17 protein-coding genes are annotated in these 19897 nt (G+C 65.3%); 8 read left to right on the forward strand and 9 right to left on the reverse strand.

Going from position 1 to position 19897, the window contains the following annotated elements; all coding sequences use genetic code 11:
* The first annotated feature begins 218 nt into the window (after nucleotides 1–218).
* Both P0M04_RS12735 and P0M04_RS12740 read left to right on the forward strand, forming a co-directional pair.
* Nucleotides 219–3131 (forward strand): ribonucleoside-diphosphate reductase subunit alpha, encoded by a 2913-nt coding sequence (locus P0M04_RS12735; RefSeq protein WP_259450828.1) that lies wholly within the window; start codon nucleotides 219–221, stop codon nucleotides 3129–3131.
* 83 nt (nucleotides 3132–3214) lie between these two features.
* Nucleotides 3215–4318 carry a ribonucleotide-diphosphate reductase subunit beta gene (locus P0M04_RS12740; RefSeq protein WP_259450829.1) on the forward strand — a complete coding sequence of 368 codons (1104 nt, stop codon included), beginning with the start codon at nucleotides 3215–3217 and terminating at the stop codon, nucleotides 4316–4318.
* Nucleotides 4319–4369: 51 nt separating this feature from the next.
* On the opposite strand, the gene P0M04_RS12745 is transcribed toward P0M04_RS12740, so the two are convergent.
* A complete protein-coding gene (locus P0M04_RS12745) occupies nucleotides 4370–5284 on the reverse strand; it encodes an alpha/beta fold hydrolase (protein ID WP_259450830.1) in 915 nt (304 codons plus the stop codon).
* A gap of 118 nt (nucleotides 5285–5402) precedes the next feature.
* Between P0M04_RS12745 and P0M04_RS12750 the strand changes: the two genes are divergently transcribed.
* From P0M04_RS12750 to P0M04_RS12775, 6 genes are all read left to right on the forward strand, one after another.
* Entirely contained in the window at nucleotides 5403–6317 is a 915-nt protein-coding gene (locus P0M04_RS12750; protein WP_259450831.1) for a LysR family transcriptional regulator, read from the forward strand.
* Nucleotides 6318–6384: 67 nt separating this feature from the next.
* Nucleotides 6385–7089, forward strand: a complete 705-nt coding sequence (pgeF, locus tag P0M04_RS12755; RefSeq protein ID WP_259450832.1) for a peptidoglycan editing factor PgeF — start codon at nucleotides 6385–6387, stop codon at nucleotides 7087–7089.
* 128 nt (nucleotides 7090–7217) lie between these two features.
* Nucleotides 7218–8498 (forward strand): glycosyltransferase family 4 protein, encoded by a 1281-nt coding sequence (locus tag P0M04_RS12760; protein WP_259450833.1) that lies wholly within the window; start codon nucleotides 7218–7220, stop codon nucleotides 8496–8498.
* A complete protein-coding gene (locus P0M04_RS12765; protein ID WP_259450834.1) occupies nucleotides 8495–10150 on the forward strand; it encodes a glycosyltransferase family 4 protein in 1656 nt (551 codons plus the stop codon). Before P0M04_RS12760 ends, P0M04_RS12765 begins: the two co-directional genes overlap by 4 nt.
* 707 nt (nucleotides 10151–10857) lie before the next feature.
* A complete protein-coding gene (locus P0M04_RS12770; protein WP_259450835.1) occupies nucleotides 10858–12141 on the forward strand; it encodes a transcriptional regulator in 1284 nt (427 codons plus the stop codon).
* A 75-nt stretch (nucleotides 12142–12216) separates the two neighbouring features.
* On the forward strand, nucleotides 12217–12744 hold the full coding sequence (locus tag P0M04_RS12775; RefSeq protein WP_259450836.1) for a YggT family protein: 528 nt from the start codon (nucleotides 12217–12219) through the stop codon (nucleotides 12742–12744).
* A 72-nt stretch (nucleotides 12745–12816) separates the two neighbouring features.
* Here the strand turns inward: P0M04_RS12775 and P0M04_RS12780 are convergent, their stop codons facing one another.
* The 8 genes from P0M04_RS12780 to P0M04_RS12815 all read right to left on the reverse strand — a co-directional run bounded on the left by P0M04_RS12780 (nucleotide 12817) and on the right by P0M04_RS12815 (nucleotide 19812).
* The gene (locus P0M04_RS12780) at nucleotides 12817–13755 is read right to left on the reverse strand and encodes a carbohydrate kinase family protein (protein ID WP_259450837.1); all 939 of its coding nucleotides are present in this window, start codon (nucleotides 13753–13755) and stop codon (nucleotides 12817–12819) included.
* A gap of 8 nt (nucleotides 13756–13763) precedes the next feature.
* Nucleotides 13764–15119, reverse strand: coding sequence for a DUF3426 domain-containing protein (locus P0M04_RS12785; RefSeq protein ID WP_259450838.1), 1356 nt, complete (start codon nucleotides 15117–15119; stop codon nucleotides 13764–13766).
* A gap of 3 nt (nucleotides 15120–15122) precedes the next feature.
* Nucleotides 15123–16076, reverse strand: coding sequence for a 50S ribosomal protein L11 methyltransferase (prmA, locus tag P0M04_RS12790; protein WP_259450839.1), 954 nt, complete (start codon nucleotides 16074–16076; stop codon nucleotides 15123–15125).
* Entirely contained in the window at nucleotides 16073–17467 is a 1395-nt protein-coding gene (accC, locus tag P0M04_RS12795) for an acetyl-CoA carboxylase biotin carboxylase subunit (RefSeq protein ID WP_259450840.1), read from the reverse strand. The genes prmA and accC overlap by 4 nt, the downstream gene beginning before the upstream one ends.
* Nucleotides 17468–17540: 73 nt before the next feature.
* Nucleotides 17541–18005, reverse strand: a complete 465-nt coding sequence (gene accB, locus P0M04_RS12800) for an acetyl-CoA carboxylase biotin carboxyl carrier protein (protein ID WP_259450841.1) — start codon at nucleotides 18003–18005, stop codon at nucleotides 17541–17543.
* A gap of 86 nt (nucleotides 18006–18091) precedes the next feature.
* Complete coding sequence (gene aroQ, locus P0M04_RS12805; RefSeq protein WP_036235544.1) at nucleotides 18092–18529, reverse strand: type II 3-dehydroquinate dehydratase; 438 nt, start codon at nucleotides 18527–18529, stop codon at nucleotides 18092–18094.
* Nucleotides 18530–18635: 106 nt separating this feature from the next.
* The gene (locus tag P0M04_RS12810; protein WP_259450842.1) at nucleotides 18636–19190 is read right to left on the reverse strand and encodes a TlpA family protein disulfide reductase; all 555 of its coding nucleotides are present in this window, start codon (nucleotides 19188–19190) and stop codon (nucleotides 18636–18638) included.
* The gene (locus tag P0M04_RS12815; protein ID WP_259450843.1) at nucleotides 19183–19812 is read right to left on the reverse strand and encodes a hypothetical protein; all 630 of its coding nucleotides are present in this window, start codon (nucleotides 19810–19812) and stop codon (nucleotides 19183–19185) included. The genes P0M04_RS12810 and P0M04_RS12815 overlap by 8 nt, the downstream gene beginning before the upstream one ends.
* Nucleotides 19813–19897 lie beyond the last annotated feature (85 nt).

Consider the following 19897-nt stretch of genomic DNA (forward strand, 5'->3'; position numbering starts at 1 on the left):
ACTACATCTAGTGGTCAACGGCCTTAATGCCGAACAGACGGAGTAGGAGCGCAAAAGCGTTTTCTCAACATTGCAGCTCCTATTTTTTATCGGCAGAAAGTTATCGAGTTGCCAATTTTGATGAGTTGGCAGCGTTCCCTGGATTCACTCCGAGGGGTCCATATCTACCTTATTCGTGAAGGCGGTGGCAGTCTGTGACGCCAATGCTGGGAGGCTCAATGCAAACATCTTCGGACATTTCCATCAACCCCGTCGCGGCAGCTACGACGGCAGGCAAGAGCGCGGACGAACTGGTCGCGGGCAGCGACTACCGCATCATCCGCCGTAACGGCGCCGTGGTGCCGTTCGCGCCGAGCAAGATCGCCGTCGCGATGACCAAGGCGTTCCTGGCCGTCAATGGCGAGCAGGGCCGCGAGTCGGCGCGCATCCGCGAACTGGTCGCGCAACTGACGAACAACGTGGTCGCGGCGCTCGTGCGCCGCCAGCCGAACGGCGGTACCTTCCACATCGAGGATGTGCAGGACCAGGTGGAACTGTCCCTGATGCGCTCGGGCGAGCATGACGTCGCGCGTGAATACGTGCTGTACCGTGCCAAGCGCATGGAAGAGCGCCGCGCCGCCAAGGAAGCCGCCGGCACGACGCAGATCGCCGCGCCGCAGATCCACGTGGTCGACGGCGGTGCACGCCGCCTGCTGGACATGAACGAAGTGTCGTCCCTGATCAACGCCGCCTGCGCCGGCCTGGAAAAGCACGTCGACGCCGACGCGATCCTGGCCGAGACGGTCAAGAACCTGTACGACGGCGTGCCGGTCGAGGAACTGCACAAGTCGGCCGTGCTGGCCGCGCGCGCGCTGATGGAAAAGGACCCGGCCTACAGCCAGGTCACCGCGCGCATCCTGCTGCACTCGATCCGCAAGGAGATCTTCGGCAAGGACGTGCCGCAGGCCGGCGCCGCCGCCGAATACGTCACCTACTTCCCGCAATACATCGCCAAGGGCATCGACGCCGAGCTGCTGGACGAGGAACTGGGCAAGTTCGACCTGCAGAAGCTGGCCAAGGCGATCGTCGCCGACCGCGACCTGCAATTCGGCTACATCGGCCTGCAGACCCTGTACGACCGCTACTTCCTGCACATCCGCGAAACCCGCATCGAGATGCCGCAGGCGTTCTACATGCGCGTCGCGATGGGCCTGGCGCTGCGTGAAGAGAACCGCGAAGCGCGCGCCATCGAGTTCTACAACCTGCTGTCGACGTTCGACTTCATGAGCTCGACCCCGACGCTGTTCAACTCGGGCACCCGCCGCTCGCAGCTGTCGTCGTGCTACCTGACCACCGTCGCCGACGACCTGGAAGGCATCTACGACGCCATCAAGGAAAACGCGCTGCTGTCGAAATTCGCTGGTGGCCTGGGCAACGACTGGACCCCGGTGCGTGCGCTCGGCTCGCGCATCAAGGGCACGAACGGCAAGTCGCAGGGCGTCGTGCCGTTCCTGAAGGTCGCCAACGACACCGCCGTCGCGGTCAACCAGGGCGGCAAGCGCAAGGGCGCCGTCTGCGCCTACCTGGAAACGTGGCACCTGGACATCGAGGAATTCCTCGACCTGCGCAAGAACACGGGCGACGACCGCCGCCGCACGCACGACATGAACACCGCGAACTGGATTCCGGACCTGTTCATGAAGCGCGTGATGGAAAAGGGCGAGTGGACCCTGTTCTCGCCGTCGGAAGCGCCGGACCTGCACGACAAGGTCGGCAAGGCGTTCGAGGAAGCCTACCTGAAGTACGAAGAAAAGGCCGCCCGCGGCGAGATGACCGTGTACAAGAAAGTGCAGTCGCTCGACCTGTGGCGCAAGATGCTGTCGATGCTGTTCGAAACGGGCCACCCGTGGATCACGTTCAAGGATCCGTGCAACATCCGCTCGCCGCAGCAGCACGTCGGTGTCGTGCACTCGTCGAACCTGTGCACCGAGATCACGCTGAACACGAACGAAGAGGAAATCGCCGTCTGCAACCTGGGTTCCGTGAACCTGCCGGCCCACATGAAGGGCGACGGGCTGGACGTGGTCAAGCTGCAGAAGACCATCCGCACGGCGATGCGCATGCTCGACAACGTCATCGACATCAACTACTACGCCGTCGACAAGGCCAAGAATTCGAACATGCGCCACCGTCCGGTCGGCCTGGGCATCATGGGCTTCCAGGACTGCCTGCACATGATGCGCGTGCCGTTCGCATCGGATAAAGCCGTGGAATTCGCCGACCGTTCGATGGAAGCCGTCTGCTACTACGCCTACCTGGCATCGACCGAGCTGGCCGAGGAACGCGGCCGCTACCAGTCGTACGAAGGTTCGCTGTGGGACCGCGGCATCCTGCCGCAGGACTCGATCAAGCTGCTGGCCGAAGAGCGCGGCGGCTACCTCGAGCAGGACACGTCGGAATCGATGGACTGGAGCATCGTCCGCAACCGCATCAAACAGTTCGGCATGCGCAACTCGAACTGCGTGGCGATCGCCCCGACCGCGACCATCTCGAACATCATCGGCGTGTCGGCTTGCATCGAGCCGACGTTCCAGAACCTGTACGTGAAGTCGAACCTGTCGGGCGAATTCACCGAGATCAATGCCTGCCTGGTGCGCGACCTGAAGGCGCGCGGCCTGTGGGACGAGGTCATGATCAACGACCTGAAATACTTCGACGGCTCGCTGTCGCGCATCGACCGCGTCCCGCAAGACCTGCGCGACATCTACGCCACGGCGTTCGAAGTCGAGCCGAAGTGGCTGGTGGAAGCCGCGTCGCGCCGCCAGAAGTGGATCGACCAGGCCCAGTCGCTGAACATCTACATGGCTGGCGCTTCCGGCAAGAAGCTGGACGAGACCTATAAACTGGCCTGGCTGCGCGGCCTGAAGACGACCTACTACCTGCGCACGATCGCCGCGACGCACATGGAGAAGTCGACCACCCGTACCGGCGCCCTGAACGCCGTGGCGGTCGATGGCGGTCTGTCGGCTGCCCCTGCGGCCGCTGCACCGGCGGCACCGGTGGCAGCAGCTGCTCCGGACGTCGTGGACGGCGCGGCCTGCTACCTGCGGCCGGGCGATGCGGGCTTCGACGAGTGCGAAGCCTGCCAGTAAATAGATTAGACCCCTAAACGTAACCCCGCATCGCCCGGCCTCCCGGGCGATGCCGCTAAAAGAATTCAAGAAGGAAAAACATCATGGCTCTCTCCTGGGACGATGAACCGGCCGCCGCACCGGCCTCCGCCGCCGCCGTCAATCCTGAAGCCAGCGCCGCCGACGTCGCCAAGCGCGTGAACGCGGACGACAAGCGCATCATCAACGCCAAGACCGACGTCAACCAGCTGGTCCCGTTCAAATATAAATGGGCGTGGGACAAATACCTGGCCGGCTGCGCGAACCACTGGATGCCGCAGGAAGTGAACATGCAGCGCGACATCGAACTGTGGAAGAACCCGAACGGCCTGACCGAAGACGAGCGCCGCATCGTCAAGCGCAACCTGGGCTTCTTCGTGACCGCCGACTCGCTGGCCGCCAACAACATCGTGCTGGGCACCTACCGCCACATCACGGCGCCGGAATGCCGCCAGTACCTGCTGCGCCAGGCGTTCGAGGAAGCGATCCACACCCACGCGTACCAGTACATCGTGGAATCGCTGGGCCTGGACGAGAAGGAAATCTTCAACGCCTACAACGAGATCCCGTCGATCCGCGACAAGGACCAGTTCCTGATCCCGTTCATCGAAGTCATCAACGATCCGACGTTCCACACCGGCACGCTGGAAAACGACCAGAAGCTGCTGCGCTCGATCATCGTGTTTGCTTGCCTGATGGAAGGCCTGTTCTTCTACGTCGGCTTCACGCAGATCCTCGCGCTGGGCCGCCAGAACAAGATGACGGGTGCCGCCGAGCAGTACCAGTACATCCTGCGCGACGAATCGATGCACTGCAACTTCGGCATCGACCTGATCAACACGATCAAGATGGAAAACCCGCAGCTGTGGACGCCGGAATTCCGCGAAGAGATCAAGCAGCTGTTCCTGCAGGCCGTCGACCTGGAATACCGCTACGCCGAAGACACGATGCCGCGCGGCGTGCTGGGCCTGAACGCGGCCATGTTCAAGGGCTACCTGCGCTTCATCGCCAACCGCCGCGCCGTCCAGATCGGCCTGGATGCGCTGTTCCCGAATGAGGAAAACCCGTTCCCGTGGATGAGCGAGATGATCGACCTGAAGAAGGAGCGCAACTTCTTCGAGACGCGCGTGACCGAGTACCAGACCGGTGGCGCGCTGAACTGGGATTGATCCCGGCGCGTCCGCCCACCCAGGATAAGACCCGCCAACTGGCGGGTTTTTTTATTTTCCGTCGACAAACCCCTGGATCGCCTTCATGGTCGCCTCCGGCGCCTCTTCCATCAGCCAGTGCCCCGCATCCGGGATGACCGCTTCGGTGACGTTGGTGGCCGCATTGCGCATCACGACGGCCTCGTTGGCGCCGAACGATTTGGCGCCGCCGATCGCCAGCACGGGCATAGTCAGTTTATTGGCGACGACTTTCTGGTTGACCTCGGCATCCTTGGGGAAGCTGAGGAATTGCGCGAAGGCCGAGTGCATGGCGCCGGGGCGGGCGTACAGCTTCGCATAATAAGACCGGGTCGCTTCGTCGACCTTCTTCGGGTCGCCGGCGAATTCGTTCCAGAAGCGGTCCAGGTAGATGCGCTCACGGCCGGCGACGAGGCGCTCGGCGTCCGGGCCGCCGAACGAGAAGTGCCACAGCAGCGGATTGCGCAGGATTTGTTCCCACGGCGGAATCCCGGGCACGGGCGCGTCCATGACAACCAACCGGTCCGTTTTGTCGGGATAGCGGGAGGCGTAGGCGAACGCGACCATCGTGCCGATGTCGTGGCCGACGACGACCGCGTGGTCGATGCCGAGCTTGTCGAGGACGGCCCGGACGTCGCCGGCCTGCGTCCATTTGTCGTAGCCGCCGGCCGGGTGCGAGGACAGGCCCATGCCGCGCAGGTCCGGCACGACGACAGTGTGGTGTGCCGCCAGGCGGGCGGCCAGCGGCGACCACATGGCGCCGGTGTCGCCGAAGCCGTGCAGCAGCACGACGGCGGGGCCGTGGCCGCCGCTGACCACGTGCAGCGCGGCGTCGCCGGCCTGGATGGTCTGCGCCTTGAAAGCGGGTGGGAAGGGCTGGACGGCGGCGGTGGCGGGATGGCTCAGTGCCACGGCAAGCGAGAGAACGGCTGCAATACGGTAGAACATGGGGGCTCCTGGTTGATGGACGTTGGGGTGACTGCCACTATGGTTTAGGATGAGCGGCCGGACTAGTCACCAAATACCGCAACAGCAATTCGGAAACGCCGAACAAAGGGGAACGGCCATGAAACTGGAAGGCATCGCCACGTTCGTCATGGTGGCCGAAAGCGGGTCCCTGAGCGAAGCGGCGCGCCGGTTGCGCGTGTCGCGTTCCGTCGTCAGCGAGCGCCTCGTCGAGCTGGAGCGGTCGCTCGGCGCCAGCCTGCTGCAGCGGTCCACGCGCAAGCTGTCGCTGACCGAGGATGGCGTCGCCTTCCTCGCGCGCGCCGTGCGCATCGTGCGCGACGTGCAGGAGGCCGCGGCCGACCTGGCCGAGCGGCGCGGGCAATTGAGCGGTCCGCTGCGCATCTCCGCGCCCGTGACGTTCGGCCGCATGCACCTGGGGCCCGCGCTCTATCCGTTTCTCGCGCAACACCCCGACATCCAGTTGACGCTGGAGCTGGACGACCGCCGGGTCGACGCGACCTCGGACGGATTCGATGCCATCGTCCGCCACGGCCCGATCGCAGATAACTACCTCGTCGCGTGGCGGCTGGCGACCAGCCGGCGCGTGCTCGTCGCTGCGCCCGCCTACCTGGACCGGCACGGCACGCCCCGCTCGCCGGAAGAACTCGAAGGTCACCGCGGCATCTTCTACATGCACCGCGGCGGGGCCGACTGGCGCTTCGCGCAGCAGGGCGACACCCGCATCGTGCGCGGACGGCCCGGCATGGTGCTGAACAATGGCGACATGATGCGCGACGCTGCACTCGCCGGGCTGGGCATCGCACTGCTGCCGATCTTCATCGTCAGCGGCGCACTCAGGGCCGGGACGCTGCGCGTCATCGACGTCGGCGTCGAGGCCGAGCAGGAATACATCTATATGGCGCACGCGGACGGCCAGCATCCGTCCGCGAAGCTGCGCGCACTGGGCGCGTGGCTGAGGGAGGCGTTCGGCGATCCGCCGTACTGGGAAGCCGAGTGCAAGGACTCTATGTAGTACAGGAATTCCCGGCCGCGGTCATGCTATGCTGCCGCCACTTCGACCTCGCCCTCCGCAGTCCGCCATGTTCACCAGCCCGCTCCTCGACCATCCCGCCATCGTGCACGGCTTCGGCACGCGCCATGACGACATGGCCGCGCTGCTGCCCGGGTACTGGCCGCGCCGCCCCATCCAGCACGAGCGCCACGGCACGCGCATCGCGGTCGTGACGGCGGCGAAAGAGGATTGCGGCGAGGCCGACGGCATGCTGACCGACCGGCCCGGCCTGTTGCTGGCCATCGCCACCGCCGACTGCGTGCCGGTGCTGCTGGCGCGGCGCGACGGGCGCGAAGTGGCGGCGCTGCACGCGGGCTGGCGCGGCGCGCTGGGCGGCATCGTCACGGCATTCGCGGACCTCGTGCGTGCGCGCGGCGGCGATCCCGGCGACTGGATCGCGGCGCTGGGTCCGGCCGCGCGCGCGTGCTGCTACGAAGTGGGACAGGAAGTCATCGACGGTTTCGTCGAGCGCTGGGACCTTGCGCCCGGCTTTGTCGCGCCGCAGCCGCGCCGGCTCGACCTGCCCGCGATCGTGCGCCGCCAGCTCGAACGCGCGGGCGTGGAGGCCGTGGCGAGGCGGGGCGAATGCACGATGTGCCACACGCGCGCCGATGGACGCTGGACCTTCCACAGCTACCGCCGCGACCGCGCAACGCGCACGCCCGTGGTCGATGTGCACTGGTCCGCGATCGCCATCGCGGACCGTGAGTCCGTACCTTCGACGATACGTTGATGCCATCTTGCGTGGTCCAACGCACGCATTCTTCACGATTTTGCACGTGCGTCGCGCCACGACGCGGAGTCTGAGGCTATCATGCGTTCAATTCCAACTTGTCGTCGTCGTCACGCGAACCGAACGTCATGATCCGAGTCCTCTTCATCCACCAGAATCTGCCGGGCCAGTTTCGCCGGCTGATGCGGTATCTGCAGACGCGGCCCGACTTCGACGTCGTCGCGATCGGCGAAGAGACTGCGGTGCGGCGCGAAAGCGCGGGGCCGAAGGTGCGGACGATCGGCTACGCCAGGCCGGACGGTCCGGGCGAGAAGACCCATCACTACCTGCGTCACTTCGAAGGATGCGTGCGCCGAGGCCAGGCCGTCGCGCGCGTGTGCGTGGCGCTGAAGCAGGACGGCTTCGCGCCCGACGTCGTCGTGTGCCACCCCGGCTGGGGCGAAGCCCTGTTCGTCAAGGACGTGTTCCCGCAGGCGCGCCTCGTCGTGTTCTGCGAGTTCTGGTGGGCGGCAAGCGGGTTGGACGTCGGCTTCGATCCCGAGTATCCGGTGAGCTTCGACGACCGCCTGCGCATCCGCATCAAGAATTCCGTGCTGATGCAGTCGCTGCTGGCCGCCGACGACGGTGTCGCGCCCACGGCCTGGCAGCGCGGCGTGCATCCGCCTGAACTGCGCGGCAAGATCCGCGAAGTCCACGAGGGCATCGACACCCAGCAACTGAGCCCCGACCCGCACGCGCGGCTGGAACTGCCCGGCGGCGCCGTGCTCACGCGCGCGCAGCCGGTGCTGACGTTCGTCGCGCGCAACCTCGAACCCTACCGCGGCTTCCATATCTTCATGCGCAGCCTGCCGCGGCTGCTGGCCGGGAATCCGGCGCTGCAGGTCGTCGTCATCGGCGGCGACGGCGTCAGCTACGGCCGCCGTCCGCCGCAGGGCCATGCGAGCTACCGCGAGGCCCTCAAGGCCGAGCTGGACGGGCACGGCGACGCCGTCGACTGGTCGCGCGTGCACTTCCTCGGCAAGGTGCCGTATGCCACCTACCGCAGCGCGCTGCAGGTATCGAGTCTGCACGTTTACCTGACGTATCCGTTCGTGCTGTCCTGGTCGATGCTGGAGGCGATGGCCGTCGGCGTGCCGGTGCTGGGCTCGGATACCGCGCCGGTGCGGGAAGTGATCCGCGACGGCGAGAACGGCTTCCTGACGCCGTTCTTCGACGCGGCGCTGCTCGCCGACCGCGCGCTCGACCTCATCGCGCGCCGCGCCGAGATCGCGTCCATCGGCCAGGCCGGGCGCGAGACGGTGCGCACGCGCTACGATTTCGAAACGGTCGGCCTGCCGGTCTACCTCGACCTGCTCAAGCCATTGGATGAGCGCAAGGACGAGCGCACGCAGGCGGAGGAGGGCGCATGACGGACCGCTTCGCCTTCCACTACGCCCCCGACGGCTACTCGACGGCAGGCCCGCGCCTGATGGGCCGCCAGGCCGCCGGCGCCGGGTTGCTGCGCGCGATCGCGACGGCGCCCGGACTCGAGTCGGTCGGCTGCTTCGCCGGCGGCCAGGCCCACGCGGCCGAAGGCGAGCGCCTGCTGCGCGAACACGGCTACAAGGGCCAGGTCGACTGGATCGCGCAGGGGCGCCCGCAGGACCTGGAGCGCTACGGCACGCTGTATCACCCCGCGCCCGGCATCGAACGCCTCGCGTGGCGCCGCCAGGGGCTCGGCGAGCGCCGCTACAGCCTGTGCGGCATTACGCACACGACGGCCAGCCATGCCGTGATGACGAGTCTCGCCGGCCTGCTCGTGGCGCCCGTGCGCAGCTGGGATGCCGTGATCTGCACGTCGCGCGTCGTGCGCGACAGCGTGCGCCGCGTGCTCGAGCGCCAGGCCGAGTATTTGAGTGCGCGCCTCGGTGCCCAGCGCTTCGAAATGCCGCAGCTGCCCCTGATCCCGCTCGGCGTGCACGCCGCCGACTTCGACGTCGACGCATCCCGCCGCGACGCCGTGCGCCGGCGCCTGGGGCTCGAGGCCGGCGACGTCGCGTTCCTGTTCCTCGGCCGCCTGTCGTTCCACGCGAAGGCGCATCCGCAACAGATGTTCGCGGCGCTCGAAGCGGCGGCGCAGGGTGGTGGGCGCGTGCACCTGGTGCTGTGCGGCTGGTTCGCCAACGAGGCCATCGACAGGGCCTTCCACGAGGCGGCCGCGCAACTGTGTCCATCCGTGACGCTGTCGGTGCTGAACGGCCGCGTGGCCGCGAACCAGCTCGACGCCTGGGCCGCCGCCGACGTCTTCATCTCGCTCGCGGACAACGTGCAGGAGACCTTCGGCCTGACGCCGCTGGAAGCGATGGCGGCGGGCCTGCCGTGCATCGTCAGCGACTGGAACGGCTACCGCGACACCGTGCGCGACGGCGTGGACGGCTATCGCATCCCGACCGTGATGCCGGATGCGGGCGCCGGGCTCGATCTCGCGCAGCGCTACGACGATGGCGTGGACAGCTACGACGCGTACTGCGGCCACACGAGCCAGGCGGTCGCGGTGGATGGACCGGCCCTCGCGCAGGCATGCGCGCGCCTCGTCGGCGATGCCGCGCTGCGCCGCGAACTGGGCGAGAACGCACGCCGGCGCGTGCGCGCGGAATTCGACTGGGCCGTCGTGTTCGGGCGCTACCGCGCGTTGTGGCGCGAGCTCGACGAACGGCGCCGCGCCGATGCGGCGCTGGGTCCCGCGCTGCCCACGGTCGTGCCGGACCGGCTCGATCCGTTCGAGTTGTTCGCCACGTATCCGACGATGCGGATCACGCCGGCGTCGATGGTGGAACTCGCGCCGGACGCATCGCTCGCGCTGCTGCGCCAGTATCGCGAGCTCGCGATCAACCGCTTCGCGCACGCGTCGCTGCCGACGCTGGAAGAGTTTGGACAGATCTTCGGATCGATCGAATCGCGGCCCACGCAGGTCGACGAGCTGCTCGACGCGCTCGGACCTTGCGACCGGCCCACTTTGCTGCGCGGACTCGCGTGGCTGTGCAAGATGGACTTGCTGCGTATCACCGCAGTGGAGGACTGATTTCGAATATCGCCTTTAAATAAAGGCTTTATGCGAAATCGTAGTAACGTAATGCGCATTGTTTTGCGCGCTTGTTTTTGGAGACCAAGCAAGACGAGGAAGGAATCAAACGTTATCGCAGCGATCGTTTCGGTTGAGGTTATCGCTGGTTCACCTGTAAAAGACATGAAAAATACTGTGTGCGGGTTGCGCACTGACAAGGTTTTCGTGTACTTTACGTGATTGAATTTGTCAAAACGTGAAGACGCCGATTTTCGAGGCGTTCAACGGGAAACAAACCGATCATAAATGGGACGCTGATTCATTCAGTATGCACGTAAGCTTAGCGAAAAGAACAAGCCGCATTGCCTGATAAACGTCGGGTATGGCGGCTTTTTCTTTTCGCGGCCAGCGGGCTGCGATGTGGACAGCGCAGTGAGCCATCGGACTTTAGTCGTTTAGGTCGTCGGCGACGACGATTAGCCGAGGTGCCGCAGTGAGCGATTGAGCGAATACTGTATGAAAACACAGTATAGCGTAAATCGGCGATGAATGCCCGGATGTTTTACGGGTTTTATCGAATTGCCGCGGCAGTTCGGCTGGTGCCGGATTCATTGACGCAAACGCCGCGTTTGCGCCGATGAATAATTCGCCCGACCAAGCAGACCGGGTTGGACGGGTTCAAACCATGTAGCGTAATTTCTCATCGCAGAGAAGGAGAACAGAAAATGGCAACCGCCGCGAAGAAACCAGCAGCAAAACCGGCTGCAAAAGCCGCCACCAAACCGGCCGCTAAGGCAGCAGCAGATAAACCCGCAACCAAAACCGTAGCCGCTAAAGCCGCTGCGAAGCCGGCTGCAAAGAAAGCCGCCGCTACCAAAGCACCGGCTAAATCGGCAGCAACCAAAACCGCCGCCAAGTCGACCGCCGCCGCCAAACCGGCAGCAAAGAAAGCCGCAGCAACCAAGACCGCCGCCGCTAAACCGGCTGCAAAGAAAGCCGCTGCAACCAAGTCGACCGCGACCAAGTCGGCTGCAACCAAGACCGCCGCCAAGTCGACCACCGCCGCTAAACCGGCAGCGAAGAAGACTGCAGCCAAGTCGACCACCGCCGCCAAGCCGGCAGCGAAGAAGACCGCAGCCAAGTCGACCGCAACCAAAGCCGCCGCCAAACCGGCAGCCAAGAAGTCTGCCGCCAAGTCGACCGCCGCCGCCAAACCGGCTGCCAAGAAGACTGCTGCCAAGTCGACCGCCGCCGCTAAACCGGCTGCCAAGAAGACTGCTGCCAAGTCGACCGCTGCTGCCAAACCGGCCGCCAAAAAGACCGCTGCCAAGTCGACCGCTGCCGCCAAACCGGCTGCCAAGAAAGCAGCAGGCAAGACCGCCGCCAAGTCGACCGCTGCCGCTAAACCGGCTGCGAAGAAGACCGCTGCCAAGTCGACCGCCGCCAAGTCGACGGCTGCCGCCAAACCGGCTGCGAAGAAAGCAGCAGGCAAGACTGCCGCCAAGTCGACCGCCGCCGCCAAACCGGCTGCGAAGAAGACCGCTGCCAAGTCGACCGCTGCCAAGTCGACCGCCGCCGCCAAGCCGGCTGCAACCAAGACCGCCGCCAAGTCGACCGCCGCCGCCAAGCCGGCTGCCAAGAAGACTGCAGCGACCAAGACCGCAGCCACCAAGGCCGCAGCGCCTGCCGCCAAAAGCGAGTCCAAGCCGGCAGTGAAGAAAGCCGCCGCCAAGCCGGCCGCCAAGGCTGAAGCGAAGCCGGAAGCCGCTGCTGCTGCGAAGAAGCCGGCCGCCAAGAAGACCGCAAGCAAGACCGCAGCCAAGGCTGAAGCCAAGCCGGAAGCCAAGGCCGAGTCGAAAGCTGAAACCAAGGCCGACACCAAGGCCGAGACGAAAGCCGAAGCCAAGACCGACAGCAAGGACAGCGGCGCAGCTGCAGCCCCGGCACCGGCCGCCAAGTCGGTGATCGCACCGGCAGCATGGCCGTTCCCGACCAGCAGCCGTCCGTAAGCCATTCCTGCCTGGTTCAGGCAAAATACCGCTGTGTGAGCTTTCACACAGCGGTTTTTTTTTCAAGGAGTCCTCGTGCTGCCCATTCTTAAATTGATCGTCGATACCGCGGCCGGTGTGCTGGGTGGCGTCTTGCTGCTGCGTTTCTGGATGCAGGTGACCCGCGTGCGTCCGCCGGCTTCCATCGCGCAATTTACGTTCACGTTGTCCGACTGGCTCGTGCGCCCGCTGCGCCGAATCGTGCCGGGCGCGGGCGGTTACGACTGGGCCAGCCTGCTGGGCGCGTTTCTCGTGGTGCTGGTGGCGTCTTCGATCCTGCTGCTGGCCGGGACGAGCGGCCAGGCCGTCGTGCTGATCGCCGTGGTCCGCCTGCTCGACTGGATCCTGTACGGTTTCATGGGCCTGTTGATCATCGAGGTGATCTTCAGCTGGGTCAATCCGCATGCGCCGCTGGCGCCGTTCGTCCACGCGCTCAACGACCCGCTGTTGCGCCCGCTGCGCCGCGTGATCCCGCCGGTCGGTGGCCTCGATCTGTCGGTGCTGGTGGCTTTCATCCTGATCCAGATCGCGCAGTATCTGCTGCGTCAGGTGTTCTACATCTGACCCTGGCCACTGCCGATAAAAAAGCGCGCCGGTCCCGCGAGGGACGGCGCGCTTTTTCTTTTGCCTCGAGCGTTAGAAGCGGTAGCCGAAGGCTGCTTCGAATTTATCCGCGATCTCCGAAGGCGTGAAGCTGTGGTTCTGGCCGCCCTGGTGGGCGATCTTGATGGCGCCCAGCAGGCTGGCCAGGCGGCCCGTCGTGGGCCAGTCGAGGTCATTGGCGATGCCGAACAGCAGGCCGGCGCGGTAGGCATCGCCGCAGCCCGTCGGATCGACCACGCTGGCCGCCGGCACGGCCGGGATCTTGTGGTGCTCGCCGCCGGCATAGATGTCCGAACCGTGCTCGCCGCGGGTGACGATGAGCGCGTCCAGGCGCGCCGCGATGTCCTGCAGCGGCAGGCCCGTGCGGTCCATCACCATCTCGAATTCGTAGTCGTTGCAGGCGAGGTAGCTGGCCTGGCCGATGAAGGCCAGCAGTTCGTCGCCGTTGAACATCGGCAGCTGCTGGCCCGGGTCGAAGATGAACGGCACGCCCCGTTCCGCGCAGTCGCGCGCGTGCTTGATCATGCCGTCGCGGCCGTCCGGCGCGACGATCGCCACGCGCAGCGGCAGGTAGTCGGCCAGGCTGTTCTCGTGCGAGAACTGCATCGCGCCCGGGTGGAACGCGTTGATCTGGTTGCCGTCCAGGTCGGCCGTGACGAAGCACTGGGCCGTGTACGCGTGGGCGATGGTGCGGATCGCGTTGGTGGCGAGGCCTTGCTGCTCCATGCGGTCGAGGTAGTCGCCCCCGTCCTGGCCGATGGTGCCCATGATGAGCGGCTCGCCGCCCAGCAGCTTCAGGTTGTAGGCGATGTTGACGGCGCAGCCGCCGTATTCCGTGCGCAAGGTCGGCACGAGGAACGAGACGTTCACGCGGTGCAGCTGGTCGGCCAGCAGGGTTTCGCCGAAACGGCCATGGTATTGCATGATCTTGTCGAAGGCGATCGAGCCGCAGATCAGCGAGGTCTTGGTCATTGGAAGTCTCAAGGATAGAAAACGAAAGTGTGATAGCCGGACGGCTGCAGGCCATCCAGCGTGAAATGCAGCGTGACCGGTTGCTCCGAATGCGGGCCGAAACCGCTGGCCGGCGACGTGCCGCGCGGCAGGTAGTCGGCGGGCGCCAGCACCCGGCGCAGCACCGGCTTGTCGCTGGCGTCGGTCAGCTCGAGCTCGATGCTGGGCCAGGCCAGCACGAGGCTGCCCTGGTTGCGCAGCAGCGTATTGAGTGCGTACGTGTTCGGGCCGAGCGTGGTCAGTTCGCCCGTCTCGATGACGAGGTTCTCGGCCTGCGCGGGCAGCTCCACGCGGCAGCCCAGGACAGCGCACGCGGCCCCCAGCGCCGGTTTCAGGCCCGGATGCTGCGCGGCCAGCGTGTTGCGGAAGCCCAGTACCGCCTGGGCCAGCAGCATGAGGAGCAGCACGACGGCACCCGCCGCCATCAGCATGCGCTGCGTGCGGCCCATGCGTTCCTGGCGGCGGCTGCGCTTGACGAACTCCGGCTCGTCGGTATCGCCCTCGGCCGCGAGGCGCAGCTTCGGCGGTTCGATCTTCGTCGGCGTCAGCTTGGACCGCCGTCCGCGCGCTTCGGTGGCACGCGCGGCCTTGCTGCGCGCCGGCTTCACCACGGGCGGGATCATCGCCGGTGCCGGCGCGGGCGGTTCGCTCGCGGCCGATGCGCGCAGCGGCAGGAAGGGCGGGGCGTCGGATGGCGGCGCGGGCGGTTCAGGGACGGGCTCGGGTTGCGGCTCCGGCTCCGGTTCCGGCTCCGGCTCCGCTTCAGGTTCGTAGTCCGGCAGCGGCTGGGCGACGATTTCCTCGGTCACCGGCAGGTCGAAACTCGGTTCGATGCGGTCGGCGGGCGCGTACGCGCTTGCAGGCGGCGGTTCGGCGACGACGTCTTCGGCGGGCTCGGGCTCGGGCTCCGGTTCGGTATCGGGCGCCGCGTGGACCACCGCTTCCAGTTGCGGTTCGACGCGGTCCGCGGGGGCGTAGTCCGCCGCAACCGGCGCTTCGACTGCGGCCGTTTCCGGCGCTTCCTCGGCCTCGGGCGCGCGTCGCCACACGTGCGCGCGCGGGGGCTCGGGCACGTCGTCGGCAGGCTTCGGCAGGATGCCGAGCGGATCGAAGGTGTGGTCGAAGTCGAGGGTGTAGACGGGCAGCGCGTCGTCTTCCTGGACGGGCGCCGGCGTGGCCGGCTTGTCCAGGTCGATCAGGTGGGCGTTGCCGTCAAAGATGCGCTGGCAAGACCCGCAGCGGACGATGCCGCCGCGGAGCTTGAGCTGGTCCGCGGCGACGCGGAACGTGGTGTGGCAATGCGGGCACTGGGTGGCGAGCGCCATGCCTTATTTGCTGCCGTCGGCCGTAGCACGTGCTCCCGGTGCAGACGCCGCGCCGAGCTGCCCGTGGAGGGCGACCCAGCCGTCCAACTCGGCCCAGACGCCCAGCTTGATGAAAGGTGCGTACGCGGCAGCCACTTCCTCGGCCTGGCGCGCCAGCACGCCCGACAGGATCAGGAAACCGCCGTCGGCCACGCGTCCCGACAGCATCGGCGCCATCAGCTTCAATGGGCTCGACAGGATGTTCGCGACGACGATGTCGAAACGTTCGTTGCCGTGCGTGGAGGCGACGAAGTCGTCCGGCACGTAGAAGTCGATCTCGCAGCGGTTGCGTTCCGCGTTCAGCTTCGCCGATTCGATCGCCTGCTCGTCGATGTCGACACCCGTGACGTCCGCCGCGCCGAGCTTCTTCGCGACCATCGCGAGGATGCCCGAGCCGCAGCCGTAGTCCAGCACGGATTTGCCGGGCGCCGGGTGGGCTTCCAGCCATTCCATGCACAGGCGCGTGGTCGGATGGCTGCCCGTGCCGAATGCGAGGCCGGGGTCGACTTCGAGGATCAGCGCATCGGGATCCGGGGCTTCGTGCCAGCTCGGCACGACCCAGATGTTCTTGCCGATGTGGATCGGCTCGAACTGCGATTGCGTGAGGCGCACCCAGTCGGCGTCCGCGACGGGACGCGTCGCGAACGCGGGCGCCTGCTGCAAGCCGATGGCGGCCGCAGCTTCTGCCACGATCGCGCCCTGGTCGGCATCCTCGTCCGTCAGCGCGACGACGCGGCTGTGGTCCCAGGCGGCTTCCTTGGGCACCATGCCCGGTTCGCCGAACAGGGGTTTTTCCGCGTCCGTGCCTTCGTCCGCGTCTTCCACCGAGACCGACAGCGCGCCCGCTTCCATCAGGGCGTCGGAGAGCCCCTCGGCATGCTCGCGTGCGATCTCGATGATGACTTCGGTCCAACTCATTGTTCGGCCTCGGCTTTGGCGCCGATCGCGCCATCCTTCGGCAGGTCCGGCTTGTGGGCCAGCTTCTGCTCCAGGTAGTGGATGTTGGTGCCGCCTTCGATGAAGCGGGCGTCGACCATCAGTTCGCGATGCAGCGGGATGTTGGTCAGGATACCCTCGACGACCATTTCCGACAACGCGATCTGCATGCGGCGGATCGCCTGGTCGCGCGTGGCGCCGTAGGCGATGACCTTGCCGATCATCGAGTCGTAGTGCGGCGGCACGTAGTAACCGGCATACGAATGCGAATCGACGCGGATGCCGGGGCCGCCCGGCGGGTGCCAGCCGGTGATGCGGCCCGGCGACGGCGTGAACTTGAACGGGTCTTCCGCGTTGATGCGGCACTCGATCGCATGGCCCGACAGCATGATGTCGCGCTGGCGGAAGCGCAGGCGCTCGCCGCAGGCGATGCGGATCTGTTCCTGCACGATGTCGATGCCGGTGATCATTTCGGTGACCGGGTGTTCGACCTGCACGCGGGTGTTCATCTCGATGAAGTAGAACTCGCCGTTCTCGTACAGGAATTCGAACGTGCCGGCGCCGCGGTAGCCGATCTTGCGGCACGCTTCGGCGCAGCGGTCGCCGATCTTCTCGATCAGCTTGCGCGGGATGCCCGGTGCCGGCGCTTCCTCGATGACCTTCTGGTGGCGGCGCTGCATGGAGCAGTCGCGCTCGCCCAGCCAGACGGCCTGCTTGTGCTCGTCGGCGAGGATCTGGATTTCCACGTGGCGCGGATTCTCCAGGTACTTCTCCATATAGACTTCCGGATTGCCGAACGCGGTGCCGGCTTCGGTCTTGGTCATCGCGACGGCGTTCAGCAGCGCGGCTTCCGTGTGCACGACGCGCATGCCGCGGCCGCCGCCGCCGCCGGCGGCCTTGATGATCACCGGGTAGCCGACGCGGCGCGCGGTCTGGATGATCTCTTTCGGATCGTCGGGCAGGGCGCCGTCCGAACCGGGCACGCACGGCACGCCGGCGCGGATCATGGCCTGCTTGGCCGCGACCTTGTCGCCCATGATGCGGATCGATTCCGGACGGGGGCCGATGAACACGAAGCCCGATTTTTCGACGCGTTCGGCGAAGTCGGCGTTTTCCGACAGGAAGCCGTAGCCGGGGTGGATCGCTTCGGCGTCCGTGACTTCCGCCGCGCTGATGATCGCCGGCATGCTCAGGTAGCTTTGTGCGGACGGAGCCGGGCCGATACAGACGGACTCGTCGGCCAGCTTCACGTACTTGGCGTCCTTGTCCGCCTCGGAGTGCACGACGACCGTCTTGATGCCCATCTCGCGGCAGGCGCGCTGGATACGCAACGCGATTTCACCACGGTTGGCGATTAGAATTTTTTCAAACATGGTAAGTTCGGTGTTTCTTTGAGTGCCGGCAGCATGCCGGGAGGGCGCGGTCGGACGACCGCGCCGGAGACGTTTAGCCGATCACGAACAGCGGCTGGCCGAATTCGACGGGCTGGCCGTTTTCCACCAGGATCTTGGTGATGGTGCCGGAGGCGTCGGCATCGATTTCATTCAGGAGCTTCATCGCTTCGATGATGCACAGGGTATCGCCTTCCTTCACGTTCGCGCCCACTTCGACGAATGCCGGAGCGCCCGGTGCCGAGGAACGGTAGAAGGTGCCGACCATCGGCGACTTGACGACGTGGCCGGTCGGTTCGGCCGGCGCGGCCGGGGCTGCCGCGGGCGCGGTTGCCGGCGCCGCCATGGCCGGAGTCGAGAATTGCTGGACGCCTTGCTGCGGCACCATGACCATCTGATTCTGCGGGATTGCCGAGGACTTGACGATGCGGACCTTGCTTTCGCCTTCGGTCACTTCGAGTTCGGCGATATCCGACTCGGCGACGAGGTCGATCAGTGTCTTGAGTTTTCTTAGATCCATGTGAAACCCCTTGGAATTATTTGTTTAAGAGCATACGGCGCGCCGGCGGTAGGTACTTACGCGCGAATGCGTGAAGTTGACGTAGATTAACGTTGTTTCAGCACGAAGTCGATGGCAAAGCGATATCCATCCGCTCCCAGCCCGCAGATCGTGCCCAGCGCGATCGCCGACAGGAAGGAGTGGTGCCGGAATTCCTCGCGCTTGTAAATATTAGAGATGTGCACTTCCACGAACGGAATGTCCACCCCCGCCAGCGCATCGCGCAGCGCTACGCTGGTATGGGTCAAACCGCCCGGGTTGATGACGATCGCGTCCACGCCTTCCTGGCGGGCAGCGTGGATACGGTCGATCAGCGCGCCTTCATGGTTGCTTTGGAAACAGACGATCTCCGCCCCGGCTTCCCGTGCCTGGGCGGTGGCGGCCTGCTCGATGTCGGCGAGCGTCGTCGCGCCGTACACCGCAGGCTCACGTGTCCCCAGTAAATTCAAATTGGGGCCATTGAGCAGCAGTAGCTTTTTCGCCATATAAAACCGTCTGTTTGCCCGAAAGACAGGCATTTTGCCGCCAACGTTACGTGTTGGCAAGCGATAAAAAGAAGTCGGAAAATAAGTGAACGACCGTTCACTGAAACTACAACTTGGCCAGGTCGGCGCGTACCTGATCGAACTTCAGACGGCCCAGGTAAGTCTTGCGGACCTGCCCATCTGCGCCGATCAGCACCGTAAATGGCAGCCCACCGTTCGCGTTGCCGAGGCCGCGCGCGAGGTCGGTGCCACCCATGCCGCCTATGTACAGTGGGTAGGAAATCTTGATTTTGCGGGCAAACTCGGCGAGATTCGTGGGGGAATCGATGCCGATGCCGATCACATTGAAATGCTTGCCGCCGTCCTTGGCCGCCAGTTCGGACAGTTCCGGCATCTCCGACACGCACGGCGCGCACCACGATGCCCAGAAGTTCACGAGCAGCGGCTTGCCCTTCCACTGGGCGAGGGGCTGCGGCTTGCCGGCCAGGTCGTTCAGCGAGGTTGCATACAGATTCGTCACCGCCGTGTGCGGACGGCCGTCCGTGGGCGAATACGTTGTCGTCAGCGGACCTTTGGCATCCTGCTTGACGCCGGCAATGGCGCCGAGCACGGTAAAGGCGGCGGCCAAGATCACATAGCCGGCCAGGTGTTTCTTATTCATCTTGTTCGAGAGAGTCGTTATTCATCAAAGTATGGAGCGTGGCGGCATCTGCGCGCTGCAGACTGCCGTCGGCACGGGGTTTTAATGCACCGCGTAAATCGTTCAAGTCATAGAGCTCGGCGTGCACCATTTCTTTTTGCCACATAAAGCTTACCGTTTCTACCGGATCGTGGCGTCCCCCTTTGAAGTGGGGAGTTTCCGAGATCTCGATATTGACGTTGCGGTTCAACAGCCAGATTTCGACTTCCTTGGCGCTGTCGGCAAATAATTGCAGGTGGATGTCGTCATGTTCGCCGGCCGTTCCATTTAATACGGCGCCGGTGATATAGGGACGGAACTCGGCCAATTGTTCCATTACTTCGAGCGCTGTGGCGCGCATGTGCTGCAGGCGTGCAGCCTGGGCCGGGCCGTGGAACAGCGCCTGGTAACGGCGCACCTCGTCTTCCACTTGCAGATTATCTGGCAGATAATTCGGGGAAGGGCGGTCGACGCCGAGCACTTGTCGCGCCGCCTTGGTCTTGGCCGTGGAGTAATCGGCCCCATCCTGGGCGATCATGCGGGCGGCCGTCGCGGCGATGCGTGCGCGCACCTGTTGGAGGTCGTCATTTGAATTGGGCATCATGTCCGAGATCATACTCTTGAAAGGAAAATGGCATCGCGTCGGGTAGAATCGCGTATTCGCTATTACAGAGATCCCTTCGGCACGT

This window comes from Telluria mixta (genome assembly GCF_029223865.1).
Taxonomy (GTDB): domain Bacteria; phylum Pseudomonadota; class Gammaproteobacteria; order Burkholderiales; family Burkholderiaceae_D; genus Telluria; species Telluria mixta.

What these genes read in the sequence shown, in the direction of transcription:
- prmA (WP_259450839.1), bottom strand. Translation starts at nt 16,076, where the DNA reads ATGAGTTGGACCGAAGTCATCATCGAGATCGCACGCGAGCATGCCGAG.
- P0M04_RS12815 (WP_259450843.1), bottom strand. Translation starts at nt 19,812, where the DNA reads ATGATGCCCAATTCAAATGACGACCTCCAACAGGTGCGCGCACGCATC.
- P0M04_RS12810 (WP_259450842.1), bottom strand. Translation starts at nt 19,190, where the DNA reads ATGAATAAGAAACACCTGGCCGGCTATGTGATCTTGGCCGCCGCCTTT.
- P0M04_RS12750 (WP_259450831.1), top strand. Translation starts at nt 5,403, where the DNA reads ATGAAACTGGAAGGCATCGCCACGTTCGTCATGGTGGCCGAAAGCGGG.
- P0M04_RS12760 (WP_259450833.1), top strand. Translation starts at nt 7,218, where the DNA reads ATGATCCGAGTCCTCTTCATCCACCAGAATCTGCCGGGCCAGTTTCGC.
- pgeF (WP_259450832.1), top strand. Translation starts at nt 6,385, where the DNA reads ATGTTCACCAGCCCGCTCCTCGACCATCCCGCCATCGTGCACGGCTTC.
- aroQ (WP_036235544.1), bottom strand. Translation starts at nt 18,529, where the DNA reads ATGGCGAAAAAGCTACTGCTGCTCAATGGCCCCAATTTGAATTTACTG.
- P0M04_RS12765 (WP_259450834.1), top strand. Translation starts at nt 8,495, where the DNA reads ATGACGGACCGCTTCGCCTTCCACTACGCCCCCGACGGCTACTCGACG.
- P0M04_RS12735 (WP_259450828.1), top strand. Translation starts at nt 219, where the DNA reads ATGCAAACATCTTCGGACATTTCCATCAACCCCGTCGCGGCAGCTACG.
- accC (WP_259450840.1), bottom strand. Translation starts at nt 17,467, where the DNA reads ATGTTTGAAAAAATTCTAATCGCCAACCGTGGTGAAATCGCGTTGCGT.
- P0M04_RS12745 (WP_259450830.1), bottom strand. Translation starts at nt 5,284, where the DNA reads ATGTTCTACCGTATTGCAGCCGTTCTCTCGCTTGCCGTGGCACTGAGC.
- P0M04_RS12780 (WP_259450837.1), bottom strand. Translation starts at nt 13,755, where the DNA reads ATGACCAAGACCTCGCTGATCTGCGGCTCGATCGCCTTCGACAAGATC.
- P0M04_RS12785 (WP_259450838.1), bottom strand. Translation starts at nt 15,119, where the DNA reads ATGGCGCTCGCCACCCAGTGCCCGCATTGCCACACCACGTTCCGCGTC.
- P0M04_RS12770 (WP_259450835.1), top strand. Translation starts at nt 10,858, where the DNA reads ATGGCAACCGCCGCGAAGAAACCAGCAGCAAAACCGGCTGCAAAAGCC.
- accB (WP_259450841.1), bottom strand. Translation starts at nt 18,005, where the DNA reads ATGGATCTAAGAAAACTCAAGACACTGATCGACCTCGTCGCCGAGTCG.
- P0M04_RS12740 (WP_259450829.1), top strand. Translation starts at nt 3,215, where the DNA reads ATGGCTCTCTCCTGGGACGATGAACCGGCCGCCGCACCGGCCTCCGCC.